21 protein-coding genes and 1 pseudogene are annotated in these 21,493 nt (G+C 61.4%); 7 read left to right on the top strand and 15 right to left on the bottom strand.

Going from position 1 to position 21,493, the window contains the following annotated elements:
• Positions 1–58 precede the first annotated feature (58 nt).
• Positions 59–958: a polysaccharide deacetylase family protein gene (locus tag AYR47_RS14105; protein WP_061435609.1), complete on the top strand. Its 900-nt coding sequence runs from the start codon at positions 59–61 to the stop codon at positions 956–958.
• Positions 959–961: 3 nt separating this feature from the next.
• Here AYR47_RS14105 and pcaC read toward each other — a convergent pair whose 3' ends face one another.
• From pcaC to pcaR, 11 genes are all read right to left on the bottom strand, one after another.
• Positions 962–1,354 (bottom strand): 4-carboxymuconolactone decarboxylase, encoded by a 393-nt coding sequence (pcaC, locus tag AYR47_RS14100; RefSeq protein WP_028619276.1) that lies wholly within the window; start codon positions 1,352–1,354, stop codon positions 962–964.
• Positions 1,355–1,364: 10 nt separating this feature from the next.
• Positions 1,365–2,156 (bottom strand): 3-oxoadipate enol-lactonase, encoded by a 792-nt coding sequence (gene pcaD, locus AYR47_RS14095; RefSeq protein ID WP_033902723.1) that lies wholly within the window; start codon positions 2,154–2,156, stop codon positions 1,365–1,367.
• A 10-nt stretch (positions 2,157–2,166) separates the two neighbouring features.
• A complete protein-coding gene (locus AYR47_RS14090) occupies positions 2,167–3,522 on the bottom strand; it encodes a 3-carboxy-cis,cis-muconate cycloisomerase (RefSeq protein ID WP_061435607.1) in 1,356 nt (451 codons plus the stop codon).
• Between the two features lie 10 nt (positions 3,523–3,532).
• On the bottom strand, positions 3,533–4,828 hold the full coding sequence (locus AYR47_RS14085; RefSeq protein WP_016975088.1) for an MFS family transporter: 1,296 nt from the start codon (positions 4,826–4,828) through the stop codon (positions 3,533–3,535).
• 173 nt (positions 4,829–5,001) lie between these two features.
• Positions 5,002–5,568 (bottom strand): protocatechuate 3,4-dioxygenase subunit alpha, encoded by a 567-nt coding sequence (pcaG, locus tag AYR47_RS14080; protein WP_033902725.1) that lies wholly within the window; start codon positions 5,566–5,568, stop codon positions 5,002–5,004.
• Between the two features lies 1 nt (position 5,569).
• The gene (gene pcaH, locus AYR47_RS14075) at positions 5,570–6,274 is read right to left on the bottom strand and encodes a protocatechuate 3,4-dioxygenase subunit beta (RefSeq protein ID WP_017137233.1); all 705 of its coding nucleotides are present in this window, start codon (positions 6,272–6,274) and stop codon (positions 5,570–5,572) included.
• 17 nt (positions 6,275–6,291) lie between these two features.
• Positions 6,292–7,494 (bottom strand): 3-oxoadipyl-CoA thiolase, encoded by a 1,203-nt coding sequence (gene pcaF / locus AYR47_RS14070; protein ID WP_208603941.1) that lies wholly within the window; start codon positions 7,492–7,494, stop codon positions 6,292–6,294.
• Positions 7,491–8,270 carry a CoA-transferase subunit beta gene (locus AYR47_RS14065; RefSeq protein WP_028619270.1) on the bottom strand — a complete coding sequence of 260 codons (780 nt, stop codon included), beginning with the start codon at positions 8,268–8,270 and terminating at the stop codon, positions 7,491–7,493. Before AYR47_RS14065 ends, pcaF begins: the two co-directional genes overlap by 4 nt.
• Positions 8,270–9,127 (bottom strand): CoA transferase subunit A, encoded by an 858-nt coding sequence (locus tag AYR47_RS14060; protein ID WP_061435603.1) that lies wholly within the window; start codon positions 9,125–9,127, stop codon positions 8,270–8,272. The genes AYR47_RS14065 and AYR47_RS14060 overlap by 1 nt, the downstream gene beginning before the upstream one ends.
• Before the next feature lie 148 nt (positions 9,128–9,275).
• Positions 9,276–10,616: an MFS transporter gene (locus AYR47_RS14055; RefSeq protein WP_061435600.1), complete on the bottom strand. Its 1,341-nt coding sequence runs from the start codon at positions 10,614–10,616 to the stop codon at positions 9,276–9,278.
• Positions 10,617–10,761: 145 nt separating this feature from the next.
• A complete protein-coding gene (pcaR, locus tag AYR47_RS14050; protein WP_061435597.1) occupies positions 10,762–11,604 on the bottom strand; it encodes a pca regulon transcriptional regulator PcaR in 843 nt (280 codons plus the stop codon).
• 556 nt (positions 11,605–12,160) lie between these two features.
• On the opposite strand from pcaR, the gene AYR47_RS14045 reads away from it, so the two are divergent.
• The gene (locus tag AYR47_RS14045) at positions 12,161–12,361 is read left to right on the top strand and encodes a hypothetical protein (protein ID WP_003189295.1); all 201 of its coding nucleotides are present in this window, start codon (positions 12,161–12,163) and stop codon (positions 12,359–12,361) included.
• A gap of 314 nt (positions 12,362–12,675) precedes the next feature.
• Positions 12,676–14,152: pseudogene (locus AYR47_RS14040) on the top strand (inorganic phosphate transporter).
• Between the two features lie 150 nt (positions 14,153–14,302).
• On the opposite strand, the gene ccoM reads toward AYR47_RS14040, so the two are convergent.
• The 3 genes from ccoM to AYR47_RS14035 form a co-directional block, all read right to left on the bottom strand.
• Entirely contained in the window at positions 14,303–14,419 is a 117-nt protein-coding gene (gene ccoM, locus AYR47_RS33245) for a cytochrome c oxidase subunit CcoM (RefSeq protein WP_003172387.1), read from the bottom strand.
• A 143-nt stretch (positions 14,420–14,562) separates the two neighbouring features.
• The gene (locus tag AYR47_RS32680; RefSeq protein WP_017137225.1) at positions 14,563–14,724 is read right to left on the bottom strand and encodes a hypothetical protein; all 162 of its coding nucleotides are present in this window, start codon (positions 14,722–14,724) and stop codon (positions 14,563–14,565) included.
• A gap of 100 nt (positions 14,725–14,824) precedes the next feature.
• Positions 14,825–15,310 (bottom strand): lipocalin-like domain-containing protein, encoded by a 486-nt coding sequence (locus AYR47_RS14035; RefSeq protein WP_082781495.1) that lies wholly within the window; start codon positions 15,308–15,310, stop codon positions 14,825–14,827.
• Positions 15,311–15,474: 164 nt separating this feature from the next.
• On the opposite strand from AYR47_RS14035, the gene AYR47_RS14030 reads away from it, so the two are divergent.
• The 3 genes from AYR47_RS14030 to AYR47_RS14020 all read left to right on the top strand — a co-directional run bounded on the left by AYR47_RS14030 (position 15,475) and on the right by AYR47_RS14020 (position 18,080).
• Positions 15,475–16,341 (top strand): LysR substrate-binding domain-containing protein, encoded by an 867-nt coding sequence (locus AYR47_RS14030; RefSeq protein WP_061435595.1) that lies wholly within the window; start codon positions 15,475–15,477, stop codon positions 16,339–16,341.
• A 90-nt stretch (positions 16,342–16,431) separates the two neighbouring features.
• Complete coding sequence (locus AYR47_RS14025; protein WP_061435594.1) at positions 16,432–16,902, top strand: RidA family protein; 471 nt, start codon at positions 16,432–16,434, stop codon at positions 16,900–16,902.
• A complete protein-coding gene (locus tag AYR47_RS14020) occupies positions 16,899–18,080 on the top strand; it encodes an aminotransferase class V-fold PLP-dependent enzyme (RefSeq protein WP_033902732.1) in 1,182 nt (393 codons plus the stop codon). The genes AYR47_RS14025 and AYR47_RS14020 overlap by 4 nt, the downstream gene beginning before the upstream one ends.
• Here the strand turns inward: AYR47_RS14020 and AYR47_RS14015 are convergent.
• Positions 18,077–18,418: a hypothetical protein gene (locus tag AYR47_RS14015; protein ID WP_033902733.1), complete on the bottom strand. Its 342-nt coding sequence runs from the start codon at positions 18,416–18,418 to the stop codon at positions 18,077–18,079. The genes AYR47_RS14020 and AYR47_RS14015 overlap by 4 nt on opposite strands.
• A gap of 219 nt (positions 18,419–18,637) precedes the next feature.
• Between AYR47_RS14015 and rapA the strand changes: the two genes are divergently transcribed.
• On the top strand, positions 18,638–21,484 hold the full coding sequence (rapA, locus tag AYR47_RS14010) for an RNA polymerase-associated protein RapA (protein WP_033902734.1): 2,847 nt from the start codon (positions 18,638–18,640) through the stop codon (positions 21,482–21,484).
• Positions 21,485–21,493 lie beyond the last annotated feature (9 nt).

The raw sequence follows: 21,493 nt of genomic DNA, 5'->3' as shown, positions 1-21,493 counted from the left end.
GCGCGCCTGCCGCTGCTGATCCACTCAGCAGCGGCCTTTATTCGAGCCTGCGCCCACCATGAAATCCTTCGCCATCGTATCCGCCGTGTTTGCCCTGGCCTTGAGCCTCAGCGGCTGCATTGGCTCGCCCATCGCTCTCACGCCACAGACCGAACAGCGCCTGCAAACCCAGGCGCCGATCCGCTTCCTGCTGACCTTCGATGACGGTCCCAGTGCGTCGGGCTACAACAACCCGAGCCGTTCGGTGGTGGCCGACCTGGCGCAGAACCCGGTGCTGCCGGGGATCAAAGCCGTGTTTTTTCTGCAGACCGAAGCCGCTCGATCCGGCGGCAGTTCACGGGGCCGCAAGACCATGGAACGCGAATACGCGGCCGGTCACGTTCTGGCCTTCCACACGGCCACGGGGTTTCACACCAACCACCGCTGGCTGAACGATACCGAACTGGAAAGCACCCTCACCCAAGGCGCCGCCGACATCGCCGCGATCACAGGTGCGCCACCGGTGCTGGTGCGCCCGCCGTTCTGGAATTACGACCGACGCACCTTCGCCGCCTACCAGCGCCACGGCATGCACGTGTTGCTGACGGACCTGAGTGCCAATGACGGCAAGATCTGGGGTTTCAACGGCAGCCCGCGCCGCCGAGCCAACCTGTACCGGCAACTGTCGGTGGTGCGCGAACGCGTTGCCTTGGGTGAATTGCCGACGGTGGACGGCGTGATACCGGTGGTGGTGACCTTCCACGACATCAATCGCTACACCGCGCGGCATCTGCAGGAGTACCTGCAGATCCTGCTGGACAGCGCCCGGATCAACGGCGTGAAGACCGCCGCCGAACCTTTCTACACCGACACGGCCCAGCTACAGCGCGCAGCGCTGGCGCGTACGGTCAGGGATGTGAATGAAGCCGTGCATTTGCCGGGCGTGTGGAATTGGGTGTGGGACGCCGACTCCCACTAACCCCTATTCCCGCGATTCAACCCCCAGCTCATCCCACACCGACTCCGCCAGGTGAAACGTGGCATTCGCCGCCGGGATCCCGCAGTAGATCGCGCTCTGCATCAGCACTTCCTTGATCTCGGCGCGGGTCACGCCATTGCTCGCCGCGGCGCGCAGGTGCAGCTTGAGTTCTTCACTGCGGTTCATGCCGATCAGCATGGCAATGGTGATCAGGCTGCGGGTGTGCCGGGGCAGACCGGGACGGGTCCAGATGTCACCCCAAGCGTGGCGAGTGATCATTTCCTGGAACTCGCTGTTGAATTCGGTCAGGGCATTGAGGCTGCGGTCGACATGGGCATCGCCCAGTACTTCGCGGCGCACTTGCAGGCCTTCGGCATAACGTTGTTTCTCGTCCACAAAAAGCTCCTCAGCGGGCCAACAAAAAATCAATGACGCAGTCGCTGAACGCAGCGCCGGCCTGCACATTGGACAGGTGCGCCGCATAGAACTCGGCGTACTCGGCGCCCTGCACATGGTTCTGGATAAAGTGGCCACCCGCCGGCGGTGTGACGGCGTCTTCGGTGCCGGCAATGACCAGGGTTGGCACTTTGATTGAAGCCAGTTGCTCACGGAAATCCGCGTCACGCACCGCCGCACAGTTGGCGGCATAACCTTCGGGCGATGTGGCCGCCAGCATGTCGGTAATCTGCTTGGCCTGGTGTGGGTTGGCCGCCGCAAAGTCTGCGGTGAACCAGCGTGCAATCGACGCATCGCGCAACGCCACCATCGCCGCTGCGCCATCGCGCAGCACCATCTCGATGCGCGGGTCCCACACCTCGGGTGTGCCGATCTTGGCGGCGGTGTTGCACACCACCAGGCGCTGCAGACGTTGGCCTGCATGGATGCCCAGCCACTGGCCGATCAAGCCGCCCATGGACAACCCGCAAAAATGCGCGCGTTGAATATCCAGAGCATCCAGCAGCGCGATCACATCCTGACCGAGTTGCCCGATGCTGTAGGGGCCTGGAGTCACCAGGGATTTGCCATGGCCACGGGTATCGAAACGCAGCACGCGAAAATGTTGGGTGAAGGCCGGGATCTGGATATCCCACATGTGCAGGTCGGTGCCCAGCGAGTTGGAGAGCACCAGCACCGGTGCATCCTCAGGCCCATCCAATTGGTAATGCAGTTCGCCCTCGGCGAGTTGTACAAAGGCCACGGTGGTCTCCTCAAGCAAAGTGTTCGGCTACGGCGCGGGTGACCCAGGTGTGGGCCTGGCCCAGGTAGTGGGCGGGATCGAGCAAACGGTCCAGTTCAGTTGCGGACAGTTCGGCGGTGACCTGTGGTTCGTCCGCCAATACCGCACGCAGGTGACGCCCCTCTACGACGGCACGCTTGCAGCACTGCTCCAGCAGATGATGTGCGGTTTCACGCCCGAGACGCTGGGCAAGCACGATGCTGACGGCTTCGGCCAACACCAGGCCCTGGGTCAGGTCGAGATTTTGCGCCATACGCTGCGGGTCGACTTCCAGGCCTTCGCTCACCAGCAACGCCTGTTGCAAGGCACCGGAGACCAAACGGCAGATCTCCGGCAGGGTTTCCCATTCGGCGTGCCACAGGCCCAGGCTGCGCTCGTGCTCCTGGGGCATGGCGCTGAACATTGTCGAGACCAGGCCCGGCACGCGGGTGGCGGCGCTGATCAGCACCGCCGCGCCTACTGGGTTGCGTTTGTGCGGCATGGTGGAGGAACCACCCTTGCCCGGTGCGGATGGCTCAAACACCTCGGCGGCTTCGGTCTGCATCAGCAAGCTGATATCACGGCCCAATTTACCCAGACTGCCAGCGATCAAACCGAGGGCGCTGGCGAACTCCACCAAACGATCCCGTTGGGTGTGCCAGGGTTGTTCCGGCAAGGTCAGTTGCAACTCAGCCGCCAGCGCTTCGGCCACGGGCATGGCCTGTTCGCCCAGCGCTGCGAGGGTTCCCGAAGCGCCACCGAATTGCAGCACCAGCAAACGCGGTTTCAGTTCAGCAAGACGCTGCCGATTGCGCGTCACCGCGCCCAGCCAACCGGCGATTTTCATCCCCAGGGTGACCGGTGTTGCATGCTGCAACCAGGTCCGCCCGGCCAATGGCACTCCGGCGTAGCGCTGGGCCTGGGCGGCAAGTATGTCGCCCAGACGCATCAGGTCTGACTCGATCAATTCCACCGCCCGCCGCAGTTGCAGCACCAGGCCGGAGTCCATCACGTCCTGGCTGGTCGCGCCCAGATGCACGTAGCGCTCGGCCCCGGCATCTTCACTGGCAATCAACTTGCCCAGTGCCTTCACCAGCGGAATCGCCGAATTCCCTGCCGTGGCAATTGCCACGCCGAGGGCATCCACGTCGTACAACGAGGCCAGGCAGGCCTGGGCAATCGGTGCGACGGCGGCCTGGGGAATCAAGCCGACCTGGGCCTGGGCCCGGGCCAACCCCGCTTCAAAATCCAGCATGCCCTGCAAGCGTCCCCTGTCGCAGAACACCTCGGCCATGCTGCCCGCCGTGAAGTAAGCGTCGAACAATTGATTGCTCGTGCGCAGTGTCATAACGCGTCCCTTATAGATCGTGGTGCAAGTACTCTGCCTGTTTCGGCAGGCGCAAGCTGAACAGGAAGGCCACCGCCATCATGCCGGTGACGTACCAGTAGAAGGTGTTTTCCATGCCCATGGATTTGAGGCCCAGGGCCACGTATTCCGCCGAACCGCCGAAGATCGCGTTGGCCACCGCATAGGCCAGGCCGACACCCAGGGCACGCACGTGCGGCGGGAACATTTCCGCTTTCACCAGGCCGCTGATCGAGGTGTAGAAGCTGACGATGGCCAGCGCCAGGGAGATCAGCACAAAGGCCAGGAACGGGTTGGTCACGGTTTTCAGGGTCAGCAGGATCGGCACGGTGCACAGGGTGCCAAGGGCGCCGAACCAGAGCATCGAATTACGACGGCCGATCTTGTCCGAGAGCATGCCGAACAGCGGCTGCATGCACATGTACACGAACAGCGCGCCGGTCATGATGTAGCTGGCGGTCTTGGCGTGCATCCCGGCGGTGTTCACCAGGTATTTCTGCATGTAAGTGGTAAAGGTGTAGAAGATCAGCGAGCCACCGGCGGTGTAGCCGAGCACGGTGATGAAGGCCGCCTTGTGGTTGCGGAACAACGCGGCCACGCTGCCGGCGTCCTTGTCCTGGCGCATTTCCTTGCTGGTGGTTTCCTTGAGGGTGCGACGCAGCAACAGGGAGATCACCGCCGCAATGGCGCCGATCACGAACGGAATCCGCCAGCCCCAGGCGCGCAATTCTTCTTCGGTGAGGATCTGTTGCAGGATCACCACTACAAGCACCGCCAGCAGTTGCCCGCCGATCAGGGTCACGTACTGGAACGAGGCGAAGAAACCGCGCTGGCCCTTGAGCGCGACTTCACTCATGTAGGTCGCGGTGGTGCCGTATTCGCCCCCCACCGACAGGCCCTGGAACAGCCGCGCCACCAACAGCAACGCCGGAGCCCAGGCGCCGATGTCTTTGTAGGTGGGCAAGAAAGCGATGACCAGGGAACCGGCGCACATCATCAGCACCGAGATCATCATCGAGTTCTTGCGCCCGTGCTTATCGGCCACCCGGCCAAACAGCCAACCACCGATAGGTCGCATCAGGAAGCCGGCAGCGAACACACCGGCAGTGTTGAGCAGTTGGACCGTGGGGTCGTCCGACGGGAAAAACGCCGGTGCAAAGTAAATGGCGCAGAAGGCGTAGACGTAGAAGTCGAACCATTCGACGAGGTTGCCGGAGGATGCCCCGACGATCGCAAAAATCCGTTTGCTGCGTTCTTCTCCGGTGTAGTGACTGGTTGTTGTTGTCATGTTTTTTCACTCAGTGGGAACGGTTATAGCCTAGACATACTTTGCAACAACCATGTTCCGCAATTGGCGCTGTTGCAAGCTTCAAGCTTCAAGCTTCAAGCTGCAAGAGAAGAGCTGCGGCGATGCCCGCGTTTCCTTGACGCTTGCAGCTTGAAACTTGCCGCCGCTAGTGATCAATAATCGAAGAACACCGTTTCCTTATCTGTGCCCTGCAACACCACACTCCACTGATGCACACCCTCTGCATCCTGCTTGGCAATCAAGGTTTCGCGCCGATCTGCCGGCACACACGCCAGCAACGGGTCATCCCCATTCAGCGCCTCGCCCTCGAAATAGATCCGCGTCAGCAAGTGCTTCACCAAGCCACGGGCAAACACCAGCACCACCAGGTGCGGCGCCTGGGTCGTGCCTTTCAGGCCCGGCACCGCACCCGGCTTGATGGTGGTAAAGCGAAACCGCCCTTCAGCATCCACAGGCACCCGGCCGAAGCCTTCGAAGTTCGGGTCGACGGCTTTGTCTTGCTCGTCTTCCGGATGGTCATATTTACCGGCGGCATTGGCCTGCCAGACTTCGAGCATGGCGTCGTTGACGACATCGCCATTGCCGTCCACCACTTGCCCGCTGATCGCTACACGTTCACCGAGGGTGGCGCTCACGGTCAGGTCTTCGCGGTTCAGCCAAGTCAGGCCGATGTGGTAATACGGCCCGACGGTGTGGGACGTGGTCGCGTTGAGTGTCATCTCATTTCTCCATCGGCGTGGCGTCGCGGCCGCGCAGGACGATGTCCCAGCGGTAGCCGAGGGCATAGGAAGGAATGGTTTTTTCCAGGTCGAAACGGGCGATCAAGCGTTGCTTGGCCGAGGTGTCCGGCACGCAATTGTAGATCGGGTCGTATTCCAGCAGCGGGTCGCCGGGGAAGTACATCTGCGTGACCAGCCGCGTCAGCACGCTCGGGCCGAACAGCGAGAAGTGGATATGCGCCGGGCGCCACGCGTTGTGGTGGTTGCCCCACGGGTAGGCGCCGGGCTTGATGGTCTGGAATTGATACCAGCCATCGGCATCGGTGACGGTGCGGCCGGTGCCGGTGAAATTCGGGTCCAGTGGCGCATCGTGCAGGTCGCGCTTGTGGTTGTAGCGACCGGCGGCGTTGGCCTGCCAGATCTCCACCAGAATGCCCGGCACAGGCAAACCGTTTTCGTCGAGTACACGGCCATGAATGATGATGCGTTCGCCTTGGGGCTCGCCTTCATGCTGGGCCGTGAGGTCGTTGTCCTTCTCATTGATGCGTTCGGCGCCGATGGTCGGGCCGGTGATTTCCGACAAGGAATGGGGCAGGAACACCAACGGCTGGGACGGCGAACGCAGGTTCGTCGACTGGTAGGCCGGGTGCAGGTAATCAGGTTGAGTGCCCGCTTGCGGGCGCCGGTATCCAGGCTTGTCACTCATGGTGCAGTCCTCTCTTATTAGATGCGTTCAATCGCCAGGGCCAAGCCTTGGCCGACGCCCACGCACATGGTCGCCAGGCCTTTGCTGCCGCCGGTCTTTTCGAGTTGGTGCAGGGCCGTCAGCACCAGCCGCGCGCCGCTCATGCCCAGCGGGTGGCCGAGGGCGATGGCGCCACCGTTCGGGTTGACCTGCGGCGCGTCGTCGGCGATGCCCAGTTCACGCAGCACGGCCAGGCCTTGGCTGGCGAAGGCTTCGTTGAGTTCGATCACATCAAAGTCAGTGACCGCCAAGCCAAGACGCTCGACCAGTTTGCGCACGGCTGGAACCGGGCCGATGCCCATCACGCGCGGTGCGACACCGGCGCTGGCCATGCCCAAGACTCGGGCGCGGGCGGTCAGGCCATGTTTCTTGACCGCTTCGGCGGAGGCCAGGATCAGCGCCGCCGCACCGTCGTTCACGCCCGAGGCGTTGCCAGCGGTGACGGTTTTGTCCGGGCCGTTGACCGGCTTGAGCTTGGCCAGGGCTTCCAGGGTGGTATCGCGTGGATGTTCGTCGTGCTCCACCACGGTTTCGCCTTTTTTATGCGCAACCCGCACCGGCACGATCTCTTCGGCGAAAAAGCCGGCGGCTTGGGCAGCAGCGGTACGTTGCTGGCTGCGCAGGGCAAAAGCGTCCTGGTCGGCGCGAGACACCTGGTAATCGTCGGCCACGTTGTCGGCCGTCTGCGGCATCGCATCCACGCCGTACTGGGCCTTCATCAGCGGGTTGATAAAGCGCCAGCCGATGGTGGTGTCTTCCAGCTTCATGTTGCGCGAGAACGCCGCGTCGGCCTTGCCCATCACGAACGGCGCGCGGGACATCGACTCGACGCCACCGGCAATCGCCAGCTCCATTTCACCGCTGGCAATCGCGCGGAAGGCGGTGCCGATCGCATCCATGCCCGAGGCGCATAAGCGGTTGAGGGTCACGCCCGGAATGCTTTCCGGCAGGCCCGCCAGCAGCAACGCCATGCGCGCCACGTTGCGGTTGTCTTCACCGGCCTGGTTGGCGCAGCCGAGGAACACTTCATCGACGGCCGTCCAATCCACCGAAGGGTTGCGCTCGATCAACGCCTTTATCGGCAGCGCTGCCAGGTCATCGGCACGCACGGTGGACAAGCCACCGCCGAAACGGCCAATGGGGGTACGGATGGCATCACAGATAAATACATCGCGCATCAGGCTTCTCCAGGCGCTTGGCCATGGGCGGCCGCAGTGCGTGCTTCAAGGTCACGCAGGGCGGTCAGCTCTACGTCAGTCGGTTCGGCAGTGGTGTCGACCTGGTCGGCAAAACGAATCGCCCAACCGGTCGCGGCCACCACCTGTTCACGGGTCACCCCAGGGTGCAGCGCGGTGACTACGAATTCATGGGTGCCCTCCTCCGGCTCCATGATGCACAGGTCGGTAATGATCCCTACAGGACCGGCGCCCGGCAGGCCCAGGCGTTTACGCGAGTCGCCGCCTTCGCCATGGCCGACTGAGGTGATGAAGTCGAGTTTGTCGACAAACGAACGTGCCGATTGCTTGAGGATGATCAACACGCTCTTGGCCGAACCGGCGATCTCGGGCGCGCCACCGGCTCCCGGCAGTCGCACTTTAGGCTGGTGGTAGTCACCGACCACCGTGGTGTTGATGTTGCCGAAACGGTCGACCTGAGCCGCGCCGAGAAAGCCCACGTCGATGCGCCCGCCCTGCAGCCAATAGCGAAAAATCTCACCGGTCGGCACGACGGTGTCGGCGGTTTCTGCCAGTTCGCCATCACCGATGGACAGCGGCAGTACCGACGGTTTGGCGCCAATCGGACCGGACTCGTAGATCAGCACCACATCTGGCGACGAGGTCAGGCGCGCCAGGTTGGCCGCCTTGGACGGCAGGCCGATGCCGACGAAGCACACGGAGCCATTCTTGAGGCGGCGCGCGGCGGCGACGGTCATCATTTCATTGGTCGAGTAAGCCATTACTTGGCCTCCTGCGCGGTGGCCAGCTTGGCCTGGAATTCGCTGAAGTCGGCGGTGCCGTGGATGTATTCATCGATCCAGGCGGTGAAGGTCCCACGGTCGCGGGCGATCGGGTCCCACGCCTGGTAGAAGCGGTTATCACGTTCGTTGTAGCCATGGGCGTAGGACGGATGCGCGCCACCCGGCACATGACAGACCGCCGTCAGCGCCCAGGTCGGCAGTACGCAGCTGTTCATGGGCGCATTGAGGTCGTCGACGATTTCTTCGACGGTGACGATGCAACGCTTGGCCGCCAGGGCCGCCTCTTTCTGCACACCGAGGATGCCCCACAACAGCACGTTGCCCTTGCGGTCAGCCTTTTGCGCATGGATCACGGTGACGTCCGGACGCACCGACGGCACCGCCGCCAGCACTTCACCGGTAAATGGGCAGGTCACAGTCTTGATCAGCGGGTTGACCTTGGGCAGGTCAGAACCGGCGTAGGCACGCAGCACCGCGAAGGGCAGGCCGGAGGCGCCGGCGACGTAGGCATTGGCCAGGTCGGCGTGGCTGTGTTCTTCGATTTCCAGCGGTTGCGGCCATTGCTTCTCGACCGCATCACGCAGGCGATGCAGGGAGCCCACGCCTGGGTTGCCGCCCCAGGAGAAAATCAGCTTTCGGGCGCAGCCGGCACCGATCAACTGGTCGTAGATCAGGTCAGGCGTCATACGCACCAACGTCAGGTTTTTCTTGCCCTGACGAATGATTTCATGACCCGCTGCCGTTGGGATCAGGTGGGTGAAGCCTTCCAGCGCGACGGTGTCGCCGTCGTTCACAAATTGCTTCACCGCGTCACGCAGCGCGAGGATTTCAGCCATGGGGTTCGGGCTCCCGGTATGGATCGAAAAAGGCGCTGAGGTGGCGCCGAAGTGCTTGAAGATTAAGCCGGGGAAATGGGCCAAACAATCCGATAATCGACTCAGTGTTCGATTATCGAACGGATTGTTGGCAAGCTATCGATCAGCCTCAGGTCGCATCCGCATGGCTGACCATGCCCTTGATCACCACCGCAGCGGTGGCCAATGCAGCCGGGATCACCAGAGCGGTGAGCACCTGTTCGAAGTTCCAGCCCAGGCCCAGCAAGGTTGCGCCCATCCAGGCGCCAAGGATCGCGCCGAAACGACCGATGCCGAGCATCCACGACACGCCGGTCGCGCGGCCTTGGGTCGGGTAGAAACGCGCGGCCAGAGACGGCATTGCCGACTGCGCACCGTTGACACACATCCCGGCAACCAGCACCAGGGTTGCCAGCAGGGTGATATTGCCCAGGCTCTGCCCTACCGCGTAGGCAAACACCCCGGCCAGCAGGTAGAAGATGCCGATAACCTTGTGCGGATTGAACCGGTCCATCGCCCAGCCCACGCCCACCGCGCTCAACACGCCACCGAATTGGAACAACGCACCGATGAACGCGGCCTGTTCCAGGCTGGCGCCACTGTCACGCATCAGGGTCGGCAACCAACTGGTGAGCAGGTAGACAATCACCAGGCCCATGAAGTAGGTGAGCCAGAGCAGCAACGTGCCGGCGCTGTAGGTGCCGGAGAAGATCACCGCAAACACGTTGCGCGCCTTGACGGTTTTTTGCTCGGGCACGCTGAAGCTGCTGGCTTGGGCGACGATGCTGGGTTCGATGGGCGAGAGGGTTTTGCGCACCTTGTCGGTGCCCCGGTTGCGCACCACTAGGTAGCGCGCCGACTCCGGCAGCCACAGCATCAGCACCACCACCAGAATCAATGGCAGGATGCCGCCGATCAGCAGCAAGGCATGCCAGCCGAACGCCGGGATCAGCTTGGCCGAGATAAACCCGCCACCGGCCATGCCCAGGTTGAAGCCGCAGAACATGCTGGTCACCAGCAATGATTTGTGGCGTTCCGGTGTGTATTCGGACAGCAGCGTCGTGGCATTCGGCATGCCGGCGCCCAGGCCAAGCCCGGTGAGAAAACGCAGCACCAGCAACTGATCGACGTTGCTGCTGTAAGCGGAGGCCAAGCTGAACGCGCCAAACACCAGCACCGCGCCCACCAGCACCACTTTACGGCCAAAGCGGTCGGCCAACGGGCCGGAACCGAGGGCACCAAACACCATGCCGATCAACGCAGCGCTCATCACCGGGCCGAGGCTGGCGCGATCAATGCCCCAGTCCTGGGACAGTGCCGGTGCGATAAAGCCCATGGCAGCGGTGTCGAGGCCGTCGAGGAAAACGATCAGGAAACACAGGATCACCACGCGCCACTGATAACGTGACAGGGGCTGGGCGTTGATGAAGGACTGGACGTCCAACGTGGAACCGACAGAAGGCTGATTCATTGTTTTTATTTCCACACCGATGGCGGGCTGACGACCTGCGGCCGTCGTTATTATTGGGGCGCTTCAACAGCGCTGCCGCACAGTAATAAGTCGGGGGAAACACCGTCAATTGAGCAAACCGGGATCTGTGCGGTGACCGAACAGCTTAAGCGAACAGTTGCGCGCTCAACTCACGGCTGGCGCTGAGCATGCTCGGCAGGAAGCGCTGTTCCAGCTCACTGCGGCTGACGCGCCCGGCGTGGGTACTGACGTTCAGCGCGGCCAGCACCTGACCCGAGGCGTCATACACCGGCACCGCGATGGAACGCAGGCCCTGCTCCAGCTCCTGGTCGACAATGCACCAGCCCTGCTGACGCACTTGTTGCAGGCATTCGAACAGCGCTTCGGCGGTGGTCAGGGTGCGGCTGGTCTTGGTTTGCAGGTCGGCGTGGTCGAGGTAATCCTGCAGCGAGGCGTCGTCCAGCGCAGCAAGCAGGATGCGCCCCATGGAGGTGCAATAGGCCGGCAAGCGCCCACCCACCGACAGGTCCACGGAAATCAGGCGCTGGGTGGTGGCCGAACGGGCGATGTAGAGAATGTCGTCGCCTTCGAGGGTCGCCATGTTGCAGGCTTCGTGGAGCTGCTCGCTCATGCGGTCCAGGTAAGGCTGGGCCGACACGGCCAGCGGTGTGGACGACAAATAGGCATGGCCCAGGGTCAGCACTTTGGGCAACAGCGAATAAGTGCGCCCGTCGGTGGTGGCGTAGCCGAGCTTGATCAAGGTGTGCAGGCAACGGCGCACGGCGGCGCGGGGGATTTCCGTGCGGTGGCTGATCTGGGCGATGGTGAGGTGGCGCTTGCGTTCCTGGAACGCCTGCACCACGGCCAGGCCGCGAGCCAGGGAAGTCATAAAGTCCGGATCGCCGGTGAACGCCTGGATACGCTTGGCTGGGGAAGCAACGATCGGCGGCGCCACTGACGCGAAAGAGTTGCGCAATTGATCGTTCATGTCGGGATCCTTTCTCTTATTGTCGAACGCAGAGGGGTTCGGCTGCTATTACAAGCCGTGCCAGCCGGGATGCACAAGGCAGCGCCGACAACATTGTGCGATTATCGGACAATCATTCGATTATCGCAATTTGCGAGCGACCTGGGCCGAGTCGACCCGAAGCGCTGAGTAAAATTAAGTCACGCTTAATAATGTCTGAAGTTGGGTTGAGTTTATGGCGCCAGAATTTGTGCAATTACCGCCACGCCTGTGTAACAAAACGCTCACACAAAGTTGACGGTTTTTAACTTTATGCTGATAGTGTTATTCAAATGCACGGCTATAATGCACTCTATGCGCAGGTCCGCCCGGCTCGATCAGCGGGGCTGGAACTCGCCAGATGATGCACCTACCGTGCATTGTCGATCGCAACTATCCGCCTCGAATGCACCACTAACAAGTGGCCGCCCGTGCCTATTTCAACTTGAACGTTCTGCGCTTCAACTTGGAACACGTCGAGGGCGCATTCCGGCATAACGCTGCAACGTATTTACACTCAACTCAATTAGGTAACGATGTGACGAAAGATGAACTGCGCGCGGAACTTGAGCGCCAGGAGCAACGTTACAAGGACGTTTACGGCGGAGAAGTCACCACTTACGCCGCCCAGCCTGAACCTGAACGCAAACCATGGCGCAAGCGAGCCAGCCTGCTCGACCAGGCATTTGCCCAGGAAATCCAAAAGATTGAACAAGAGCTCAAAACCGAAGAGCCATAAGCGATCCGGTCTGAGCCCCAAGGTTTTTGCCTCGGTTGCTGGCACATAGCTAGCAGCCGGCAACCTTGAATCCCACCATCCCCGGTAAAATTTCATACAAATGTTTCAGGCGTGACGTTTTTGTGACAAAACCCCACCACGGGGCCCCTCTGCTTTATAAATCAAAGACTTGCCAAAGCCCCGAAAACCCTGGGATGCGTGCCTTTCTGGGTTTTTTTTTCGGTGAAGATTGTTACCGATGAGCAGCTAGTGCATCGATTACTGAGGTTTTCTGGCATAATCGCGCCCCCTTACGACCGGGTCAGAAAACCTTCATGATCGATTTATTCAGCGGACTGGATGCTTGGGTTCTCGTGAGCCTGTTGCTCGCCCTGGCCTTTGTCCTCGCCTTCGAGTTCATCAATGGCTTTCATGACACCGCTAACGCGGTGGCCACAGTCATCTATACCAAAGCCATGCCGCCGCACCTGGCCGTGTTCTTCTCCGGGGTGTTCAACTTCCTCGGCGTGTTGCTCGGTGGTGTCGGTGTCGCCTACGCCATCGTGCACTTGCTGCCGGTGGAGTTGCTGATCAATGTGAACACCGGCCATGGCTTGGCAATGGTCTTCTCTTTATTGGCAGCGGCGATCACCTGGAACCTGGGCACCTGGTACTTCGGTATCCCGGCTTCCAGTTCCCACACCTTGATCGGCTCGATCCTCGGTGTCGGCCCTGGCCAATGCCCTGATCAACGACATTCCCCTGGCAGACGGTGTGAACTGGCAGAAGGCGATCGATATCGGCGCCTCCCTGGTGTTCTCGCCCATGGCCGGCTTCCTGGTCGCAGCCCTGGTGCTGATTGGCCTGAAGTGGTGGCGGCCGCTGTCGAAGATGCACAAGACCCCGGACCAGCGCCGCAAGCTTGACGACAAGAAACACCCGCCGTTCTGGAACCGCCTGGTGCTGGTGATTTCCGCCATGGCCGTGAGTTTCGTGCACGGTTCCAACGACGGCCAGAAAGGCATCGGCCTGATCATGCTGGTGCTGATCGGTATCGTGCCCGCGCAGTTCGTGCTCGACCTGGGCAGCACCACTTACCAGATCGAACGTACGCGCGATGCGACCGTGCATTTGAGCCAGTTCTACCAGCGCAACAACGCCACGCTCGGTGAGTTCCTGGCACTGGGCAAAAGCGTGAAGAACGATCTGCCGGGCAAGTTCCAGTGCAACCCGCAACAGACCGAGCCGACCATCAACGCACTGGTCGACACCTTGAAAGGCGTGTCCGACTATCACTCGCTGACTTCTGACCAGCGTATTGAAGTGCGTCGCTATTTGCTCTGCCTGGATGACACCGCGAAAAAAGTCGGCAAACTGCCGGGCCTGGATGCGCGTGAGAAGTCTGACCTCGATAAGCTGCGCAAAGACCTCACTGCCACCACCGAGTACGCCCCGTTCTGGGTGATTCTCGCCGTTGCACTGGCCTTGGGCCTGGGCACCATGGTGGGCTGGAAGCGTGTGGTGCTGACCATCGGCGAGAAGATCGGCAAGCAGGGCATGACCTATGCCCAAGGCATGTCGGCGCAGATCACCACCGCGACCATGATTGGCTTTGCCAACATCTTCGCCCTGCCGGTGTCCACCACCCACGTGCTGTCTTCCGGCGTGGCCGGCACCATGGTCGCGAACAAAAGCGGCCTGCAAGGCGGCACCGTGAAGACCATCCTGATGGCCTGGGTGCTGACCCTGCCGGCGACGGTAGGTTTGTCGGCCGGGTTGTTCTGGTTGGCGTCGAAGGCGCTGGGTAGTTGATAACCCCGCTGCAATAAAAAAGGTGCGATCCGCGAGGGTCGCACCTTTTTTTATGTTCGTTTTTCTGTAGAAGCCGACTCAAATAACAGGCAAAAAAAGGGCGACCGAAGTCGCCCAAAATGCCTTGCGTGCTCATGTAACCTGGAAAAACTAAGGTTTTTTACGCTTGTTCGCGTCTTTCCAGATAAAAATTCCAAACCCTACAAAAAACAGCACCATGAGGCTTACAGTCAGCACTCCGGCAAACACCACATTATCGATAAACATGACCGGCCTCCTGTGCTTGCCCTGTTGCGATAGGGCTAAGTTAATGGAGAAGGCGAATTGGAAAATTGACGGGGATCAATGTCGCCCGCGACGGGGCGTAAAGAAGGGCAATAACTGACCTGCATCAAGGGATGCAGGCTGTTTCAACGCTTTTTCGGTTTGTTCTTCGGCTTTTTCTTCACTTTGCCGAGCGGCATCGCTTGTTCAAATGCCTGGCGCACTTCATTCAGGCGCTTGTCATTGAGGTCGTGCACGCGCTTGGCACGTTCGGCATTCAAATCAATCAGCTTGTCGTCTTCACTCATGGCTTGGCTTACGTCGTGGAGGGAATGGCTCAATAATGCGGCCTAGCTTACGAGTCGGCAAATGCCGTGGATAAAAAATCTGCCCCACCGAGATTTTTCTCTATTTGTCACGCTCGAACGTAATGATGGAGCGAGTCGTGCCCGGCCAATTCGGCATTTCCCGCCATGGAGTCAGCACCTCCAGTGTGTCGCCATCAATGCGAAACTCGCGGCACTGCGTGGTACCGACCCACGTCGGGTTCCAGGCCGATTCGACCTGGGAGCACCACTGATTGCCCTCCACTCGTTCGATACCGGTATAGGCGACGAGGGAATTTAACAGCATGGCCTTTTCCGCGTCGGTTGAGCCACCTTTTCGCCCCTCGCCGGTCAAGACGAACGCTACGCGATGGTCCGCGGTAAAAATGACACGCCCGGTAGGATGGTCACCCATGGCTGGAATCTTCTTGAGCGTATCCTTTGATTCAACCTGATAGGCCACCAACCGCCATGCCCCGACCAAAGGAGACTCGTTTGCCTGTACGGTGGCACTCCCTCCCATCGCAATACCGAGTGCAGCCATACCGGCCTTCATATAGGTCTTCATCGTTTCAATACCTCAAAAAAAGAGGCGAATTTTTGTGAATTCCTACGTAATGGTATGTAGGAAAAATCCCAGAAATGAGACTGAAAGGTAAAACCAACGCGCGACAATATGCCGGAGTTACCTCAAAATCAGCCTTTTGCGGCCTACCCAGGAGGCATGCTGAAGTGGCACTGCACAAGGACCTTCCGCCGTTGCTGGCCTTGCGCGCTTTCGAAGCCGTGGCGCGGCATTTGAGTTTCATCAAAGCCGCCAGCGAGTTATCGGTGACCCAGAGCGCCCTCAGTCATCAGGTGCAGAAACTTGAGCAACACTTGGGCAAACCACTGTTCATCCGACGCACCCGCGCGATTGATCTGACCGCCGACGGCCAACAGTACTACGACGAAATCCGCCCTGCCCTCGATGCTATCGCCGCCGCCACGCGTGCCCAGCGGGTTGCCCCGAGCGCCACCGTGTTGCGCATCGGTTTACTGGCATCGTTCGCCACGCTGTGGCTGGCGCCGCGTTTGGCGGGCTTTCTCAACCGCTACCCGCATATCCAGGTGGAGTTGTTGCCGGCGATTCAATTGGCGGATGTCGCGGGCGCCGAAGTCGACCTGGCCATCCGTTACGGCAAGGGTGATTGGCCCGATGTCCAGGCCACGCGGCTCATGCCCGAGATCATCTCCCCGGTGTGCAGCCCATCGTTCAAGGCACGCCAGGACAGCCCACTGCTGATGGCCACTTCGCACCGCCCCTTTGAATGGACCGACTGGTCCGCGCACTACCAGGTCGACCTCACCCACCATCCCCGCGTAATGCTGCACGACTACAACATCGTGGTCGAAGCCGCCGTGGCCGGCCAAGGTATCGCCATGGGCCGCCATCGCCTGATAGAACGTCGACTACAGGACGGCAGCCTGGTGGAAGCGTTCGACTGGCCGCCCTATCACAGCGATATCGGCTACTGGCTCATCGCGCCCGAAGGCCCCGCCACTGAAGCCGCCGCCTGTTTCAGCCAATGGCTGAAGGAAGCCTGCGCCGACGCGTGAGTTATTTCGATACGTCGCGTGAGATCTATCCGTTTGTCGCCCCTTGATGCAGCCAACATGCTGAAACCTCCAAAACCCAGAGGATTCATCATGAGCGACTCCATCCGCCAACGCGTGCAAGCCCTTGGCCTCACGCTGCCCACCCCAAGCCAGCCAATTGCCAACTACATCAACCATGTCATCAGCCAAAACCAGTTATTCGTTTCCGGACAAATTCCCCTGGTAGACGGCAAGCCCGCCTACATCGGTCGCCTGGGCGAATCCCTCAGCGATGAAGAAGGCGCACAGGCGGCCGAATTGGCGGCTTTGGGCCTGCTGGGGCAATTGAGCAATGCCTTGAGTGATGACTTATCGCGCCTGGTGCGCACCGTGCGCCTGGGTGTATTCATCGCCAGCAGCGGTGATTTCAAACAGCAAAGCGTGGTCGCCAATGGTGCGTCCAACCTGCTGGTGAACGCCCTTGGTGAAAAAGGCCGGCACGTGCGCACCGCCGTAGGTGTGTCCAGCCTGCCGGCCGGTGTGGCCGTGGAGGTTGATGCCATTTTCGAGCTACGCCCGTGAGCCCGCTTGAAGTCCAGCGCCTGCGGGACGCCACGCCGGGCTGCCAATCCGGCATCGTGCACTTCAACCCTGCCGGTGCGTCCCTGCCCAGCCAGGCGACCCTTGATGCGATCATCGAACAACTGCAACGCGAGGCCCGCGACGGCCCGATGGAAGCCGGCGAACAGGGCGCCGTGCTGGTGGAAAAAGCCCGCCGCGCCGCCGCGCTACTGCTCAATGCCCCCGTCGCTTCGATTGCCTTTGCCAGCAGCGGTTCGACCGCCTGGAGCCTGGCGTTCCAAGCCTTGGGGCCCTGGCAACCAGGCGACCGTATTCTGGTAGGCCGTCACGAATGGGGCGGCAACCTGGCCAGCATGGACCTGGCAGTGCAGGCCGGCGCCCGAGTGGAAGTCATCCCTTGCGATGAAACCGGCGCGGTCTGCCCGCTGGCGTTGGAATCGATGGTCGATGCACACGTCAAGCTGATCGACCTCACCTGGCTCCCAGCCAATGGCGGCCTGATCAACCCCGCCCAGGCCATCGGTGAAGTGGCGCGGCGGCATGCCATCCCCTACTTCATCGACGCCGGCCAAGCCGTCGGCCAGGTGCCGGTGGATGTACAGGCGTTGCAGTGCGACGTGCTCAAGTCGGCCGGCCGCAAACACCTGCGCGGCCCACGGGGCACCGCGCTGTTGTATGTGCGACCGGGTTTTCTTGAACGGTTGAATCCGACCCAGCGCGATGTATTTTCAGCACCCTGGACCGCCCAGGGTTTTGACCTGCGCAACGACGCACGGCGCTTCGAAACCAGCGAAACCTCTTTCGCCTTGCTGGCAGGCCTGGGCAATGCGTTGCAAGAGATGAATCATCTGGGCATCGAGCGCGCCTGGGAAACAATGTCGCAAACCGCCGAGCGAATCCGCGAGGCGTTGCGTGGGATATCAGGCATTACCCTGCATGACCTGGGCACGCAGCAGTCAGGCTTGATCGCCTTCAACCTGGCGGGCTGGGATGCATTCGAACTGAAGCGGCGGCTGGGCCTCAAGCGCATCAATATCGGCGCCAATGGCGTCGCCTACACACCGCTGGATATGCAGGCGCGGGGCCTGGAGAGCGTGGCGCGGATCTCGGTCAGCCCGCTGAATACCCAGCAGGATATCGAGGTGTTGTTAGCCGCCCTGCGCGAATTGCGCGACTAAACCTCGACGTCCACCCACAAGCCCTGGCGCGGGGCATCTTCGATCAGTGGCACCACCGGCACGGTGTTATCGGCGTTGAGTATGTCGCCCGGAATGGCCAGGTGCTGCTCCGGGTCTTCATCGGCTTCACGCCGACGTTTCTGTTGTTCCTGCTGACGGCGTTGTTCTTCGCGCAGCAAAAAAGCCGAGGTCTCGGCGTCGCCCTTTTTCAGGTCGATGGTGCTCTCGTTGGAGCCCGGCTGAACTGGCACCACGGGCGGGATATCCGGCTTCTGTCGCACCGGATCGAGTTGTGACGTCACCGGCACAACGCTGACGGGCAGCATGGGTGGCAGCATAGTGATTATTCTCCTGATCAACAGGCTGTCGGCGGGTGGCAGGGCGACTTGAGCGCAGGCTCGCCAAGCTGTGACCCAGTCGACACTCCCAAGTGCCCGCCACCCGTCGATTCGGCTTCCGGCCCCCCACGCAAACGGAGTAGTTTTTGTCAGAGTCCTTGGGCGTGGGGGCTTGTTCCGTTAAGATAGTCGGCTTTTTCACGGCGGGAGTCAGGCAGCATGGCGCAGCAGTATCAACCGGGGCAACGCTGGATTAGTGACAGCGAAGCAGAGCTGGGGTTAGGCACCGTTCTGGCACAGGACGGCCGCTTGTTGACCGTGCTCTATCCGGCCACTGGCGACACTCGCCAGTATGCGCTACGGAATGCGCCCCTCACGCGTGTGAGGTTTTCGCCGGGTGACAGCATCACCCACTTCGAAGGCTGGAAAATGACCGTACAGGAAGTCGACGACGTCGACGGCCTGCTGGTGTACCACGGCCTCAATGGGCAGAACGAGCAGGTCACCCTGCCGGAAACCCAACTGTCCAACTTCATCCAGTTCCGCCTGGCCAGCGACCGCCTGTTCGCCGGGCAAATCGACCCGCTGGCCTGGTTCTCGCTGCGCTACCACACCCTGGAACACACCAGCCGCCAATTGCAGTCCTCGCTGTGGGGCCTGGGTGGCGTGCGTGCGCAACCTATTGCTCACCAACTGCACATCGCCCGCGAAGTCGCTGACCGTATCGCACCACGGGTATTGCTGGCCGACGAAGTGGGCCTGGGCAAGACCATCGAAGCCGGCCTGGTGATCCATCGCCAGCTGCTGTCGGGCCGCGCCAACCGCGTGCTGATCCTAGTCCCGGAAAACCTGCAGCACCAATGGCTGGTGGAAATGCGCCGCCGCTTCAACCTGCAGGTTGCGCTGTTCGACGAAGAACGCTTTATCGAAAGCGATGCCACCAACCCGTTCGAGGACACCCAACTCGCCCTGGTCGCGCTGGAATGGCTGGTGGACGACGAGAAGGCCCAGGACGCACTGTTCGCTGCTGGCTGGGACCTGCTGGTCGTCGACGAAGCCCACCACTTGGTGTGGCACGAAGAAAAGGCCAGCCCTGAATACGCACTGGTCGAGCAACTGGCCGAAGTGATTCCGGGCGTGCTGCTGCTGACCGCCACCCCGGAGCAACTGGGCCAGGACAGTCACTTCGCACGCCTGCGCCTGCTCGACCCGAACCGTTTCCACGACCTCGCCGCCTTCCGCGCCGAAAGCGAGAACTATCGCCCGGTCGCCGAAGCCGTGCAGGAGCTGCTGGACAAAGGGCGCCTCTCCCCTGCCGCACACAAGACCATCCAGGGTTTCCTCGGGGACGAAGGCGAAGCCCTGCTGACCGCCGTCAATGATGGCGACACCGAAGCCAGCGCACGCCTGGTGCGCGAGCTGCTCGACCGTCACGGCACTGGCCGCGTGCTGTTTCGCAACACCCGCGCCGCAGTGCAAGGTTTCCCCGAGCGCAAACTGCACGCTTACCCGCTGCCGAACCCGGACGAATACCTGGAGTTGCCGCTGGGCGAACACGCCGAGCTGTACCCGGAAGTCAGCTTCCAGTCGCAACCGGACATCGAAGAAGAAAACCGCTGGTGGCGCTTCGACCCGCGCGTCGAGTGGCTGATCGACCAGCTGAAAATGCTCAAGCGCACCAAGGTCCTGGTGATCTGCGCCCACGCCGAAACCGCGATGGACCTGGAAGACGCGCTGCGCGTGCGCTCCGGTATTCCGGCCACGGTGTTCCACGAGGGTATGAACATCCTCGAACGTGACCGCGCCGCCGCCTACTTCGCCGATGAAGAGTTTGGCGCCCAGGTATTGATCTGCTCGGAAATCGGCAGTGAAGGCCGCAACTTCCAATTCTCCCATCACCTGGTGCTGTTCGACCTGCCGTCCCACCCCGATTTGCTGGAACAGCGCATCGGCCGTCTGGACCGGATCGGCCAGAAACACGTGATCGAACTGCACGTGCCGTACCTGGAAACCAGCCCGCAAGAGCGCTTGTTCCAGTGGTACCACGAAGCGCTCAACGCCTTCCTCAACACCTGCCCGACCGGCAACGCCTTGCAGCATCAGTTCGGCCCACGCCTGCTGCCGCTGCTGGAAAACGCCGACGACGGCGAGTGGCAAGCCCTGATCGACGAGGCCCGTGCCGAGCGCGAGCGTCTTGAAGAAGAGCTGCACACTGGTCGCGACCGCCTGCTGGAACTCAACTCCGGCGGCGCAGGTGAAGGTGATGCGCTGGTCGAGGACATTCTGGAGCAAGACGACCAGTTCGCCCTGCCGATCTACATGGAAACCCTGTTCGACGCATTCGGCATCGACAGCGAAGACCATTCGGAAAACGCGCTGATCCTCAAGCCCAGCGAAAAAATGCTCGACGCCAGCTTCCCCCTGGGCGACGACGAAGGTGTGACCATCACCTACGACCGTAACCAGGCGCTGTCCCGCGAAGATATGCAGTTCATCACCTGGGAACATCCAATGGTGCAGGGCGGCATGGACCTGGTGCTGTCCGGTTCCATGGGCAACACCGCCGTGGCGCTGATCAAGAACAAGGCGCTGAAGCCTGGCACCGTGTTGCTGGAACTGCTCTACGTCAGCGAAGTGGTCGCCCCGCGCTCGCTGCAACTGGGCCGCTACCTGCCGCCGGCCGCCCTGCGCTGCCTGCTGGATGCCAACGGCAACGACCTGTCGAGCCGCGTGTCATTCGTGACCCTCAACGACCAGCTGGAAAGCGTGCCACGGGCCAGCGCCAACAAGTTCATCCAGGCCCAGCGCGACCAGCTGACGCCACGGATCAATGCCGGTGAAGAGAAGATCACCCCGCAACATGCCGAGCGCGTGGCCGAGGCCAAGCGTCGCCTGGCGGCGGACACCGACGAAGAACTGGCACGCCTGACCGCGTTGCAAGCGGTCAACCCGACCGTGCGTGACAGTGAGTTGGTGGCCTTGCGTGCCCAACGTGAGCAAGGCTTGGCGATGCTGGATAAGGCTGCGTTGCGCTTGGAAGCGATTCGGGTCCTGGTCGCAGGCTAGTAAAAAGAA

The organism is Pseudomonas azotoformans, assembly GCF_001579805.1.
In the GTDB taxonomy this organism is placed as follows: domain Bacteria; phylum Pseudomonadota; class Gammaproteobacteria; order Pseudomonadales; family Pseudomonadaceae; genus Aquipseudomonas; species Aquipseudomonas azotoformans_A.
This window is presented reverse-complemented; position numbering and strand designations above follow the sequence as displayed.

Bases quoted from the DNA above. Each gene is read 5' to 3' on its own strand.
- AYR47_RS14015 (WP_033902733.1), bottom strand. From the start codon at position 18,418: ATGCTGCCACCCATGCTGCCCGTCAGCGTTGTGCCGGTGACGTCACAA.
- AYR47_RS14060 (WP_061435603.1), bottom strand. From the start codon at position 9,127: ATGGCTGAAATCCTCGCGCTGCGTGACGCGGTGAAGCAATTTGTGAAC.
- pcaR (WP_061435597.1), bottom strand. From the start codon at position 11,604: ATGAACGATCAATTGCGCAACTCTTTCGCGTCAGTGGCGCCGCCGATC.
- ccoM (WP_003172387.1), bottom strand. From the start codon at position 14,419: ATGTTTATCGATAATGTGGTGTTTGCCGGAGTGCTGACTGTAAGCCTC.
- AYR47_RS14035 (WP_082781495.1), bottom strand. From the start codon at position 15,310: ATGAAGACCTATATGAAGGCCGGTATGGCTGCACTCGGTATTGCGATG.
- pcaG (WP_033902725.1), bottom strand. From the start codon at position 5,568: ATGACACTCAACGCGACCACGTCCCACACCGTCGGGCCGTATTACCAC.
- AYR47_RS14065 (WP_028619270.1), bottom strand. From the start codon at position 8,270: ATGGCTTACTCGACCAATGAAATGATGACCGTCGCCGCCGCGCGCCGC.
- AYR47_RS14090 (WP_061435607.1), bottom strand. From the start codon at position 3,522: ATGACACTGCGCACGAGCAATCAATTGTTCGACGCTTACTTCACGGCG.
- AYR47_RS14105 (WP_061435609.1), top strand. From the start codon at position 59: ATGAAATCCTTCGCCATCGTATCCGCCGTGTTTGCCCTGGCCTTGAGC.
- AYR47_RS14055 (WP_061435600.1), bottom strand. From the start codon at position 10,616: ATGAATCAGCCTTCTGTCGGTTCCACGTTGGACGTCCAGTCCTTCATC.
- AYR47_RS32680 (WP_017137225.1), bottom strand. From the start codon at position 14,724: ATGAGTGAAGACGACAAGCTGATTGATTTGAATGCCGAACGTGCCAAG.
- rapA (WP_033902734.1), top strand. From the start codon at position 18,638: ATGGCGCAGCAGTATCAACCGGGGCAACGCTGGATTAGTGACAGCGAA.
- AYR47_RS14025 (WP_061435594.1), top strand. From the start codon at position 16,432: ATGAGCGACTCCATCCGCCAACGCGTGCAAGCCCTTGGCCTCACGCTG.
- AYR47_RS14085 (WP_016975088.1), bottom strand. From the start codon at position 4,828: ATGACAACAACAACCAGTCACTACACCGGAGAAGAACGCAGCAAACGG.
- pcaH (WP_017137233.1), bottom strand. From the start codon at position 6,274: ATGAGTGACAAGCCTGGATACCGGCGCCCGCAAGCGGGCACTCAACCT.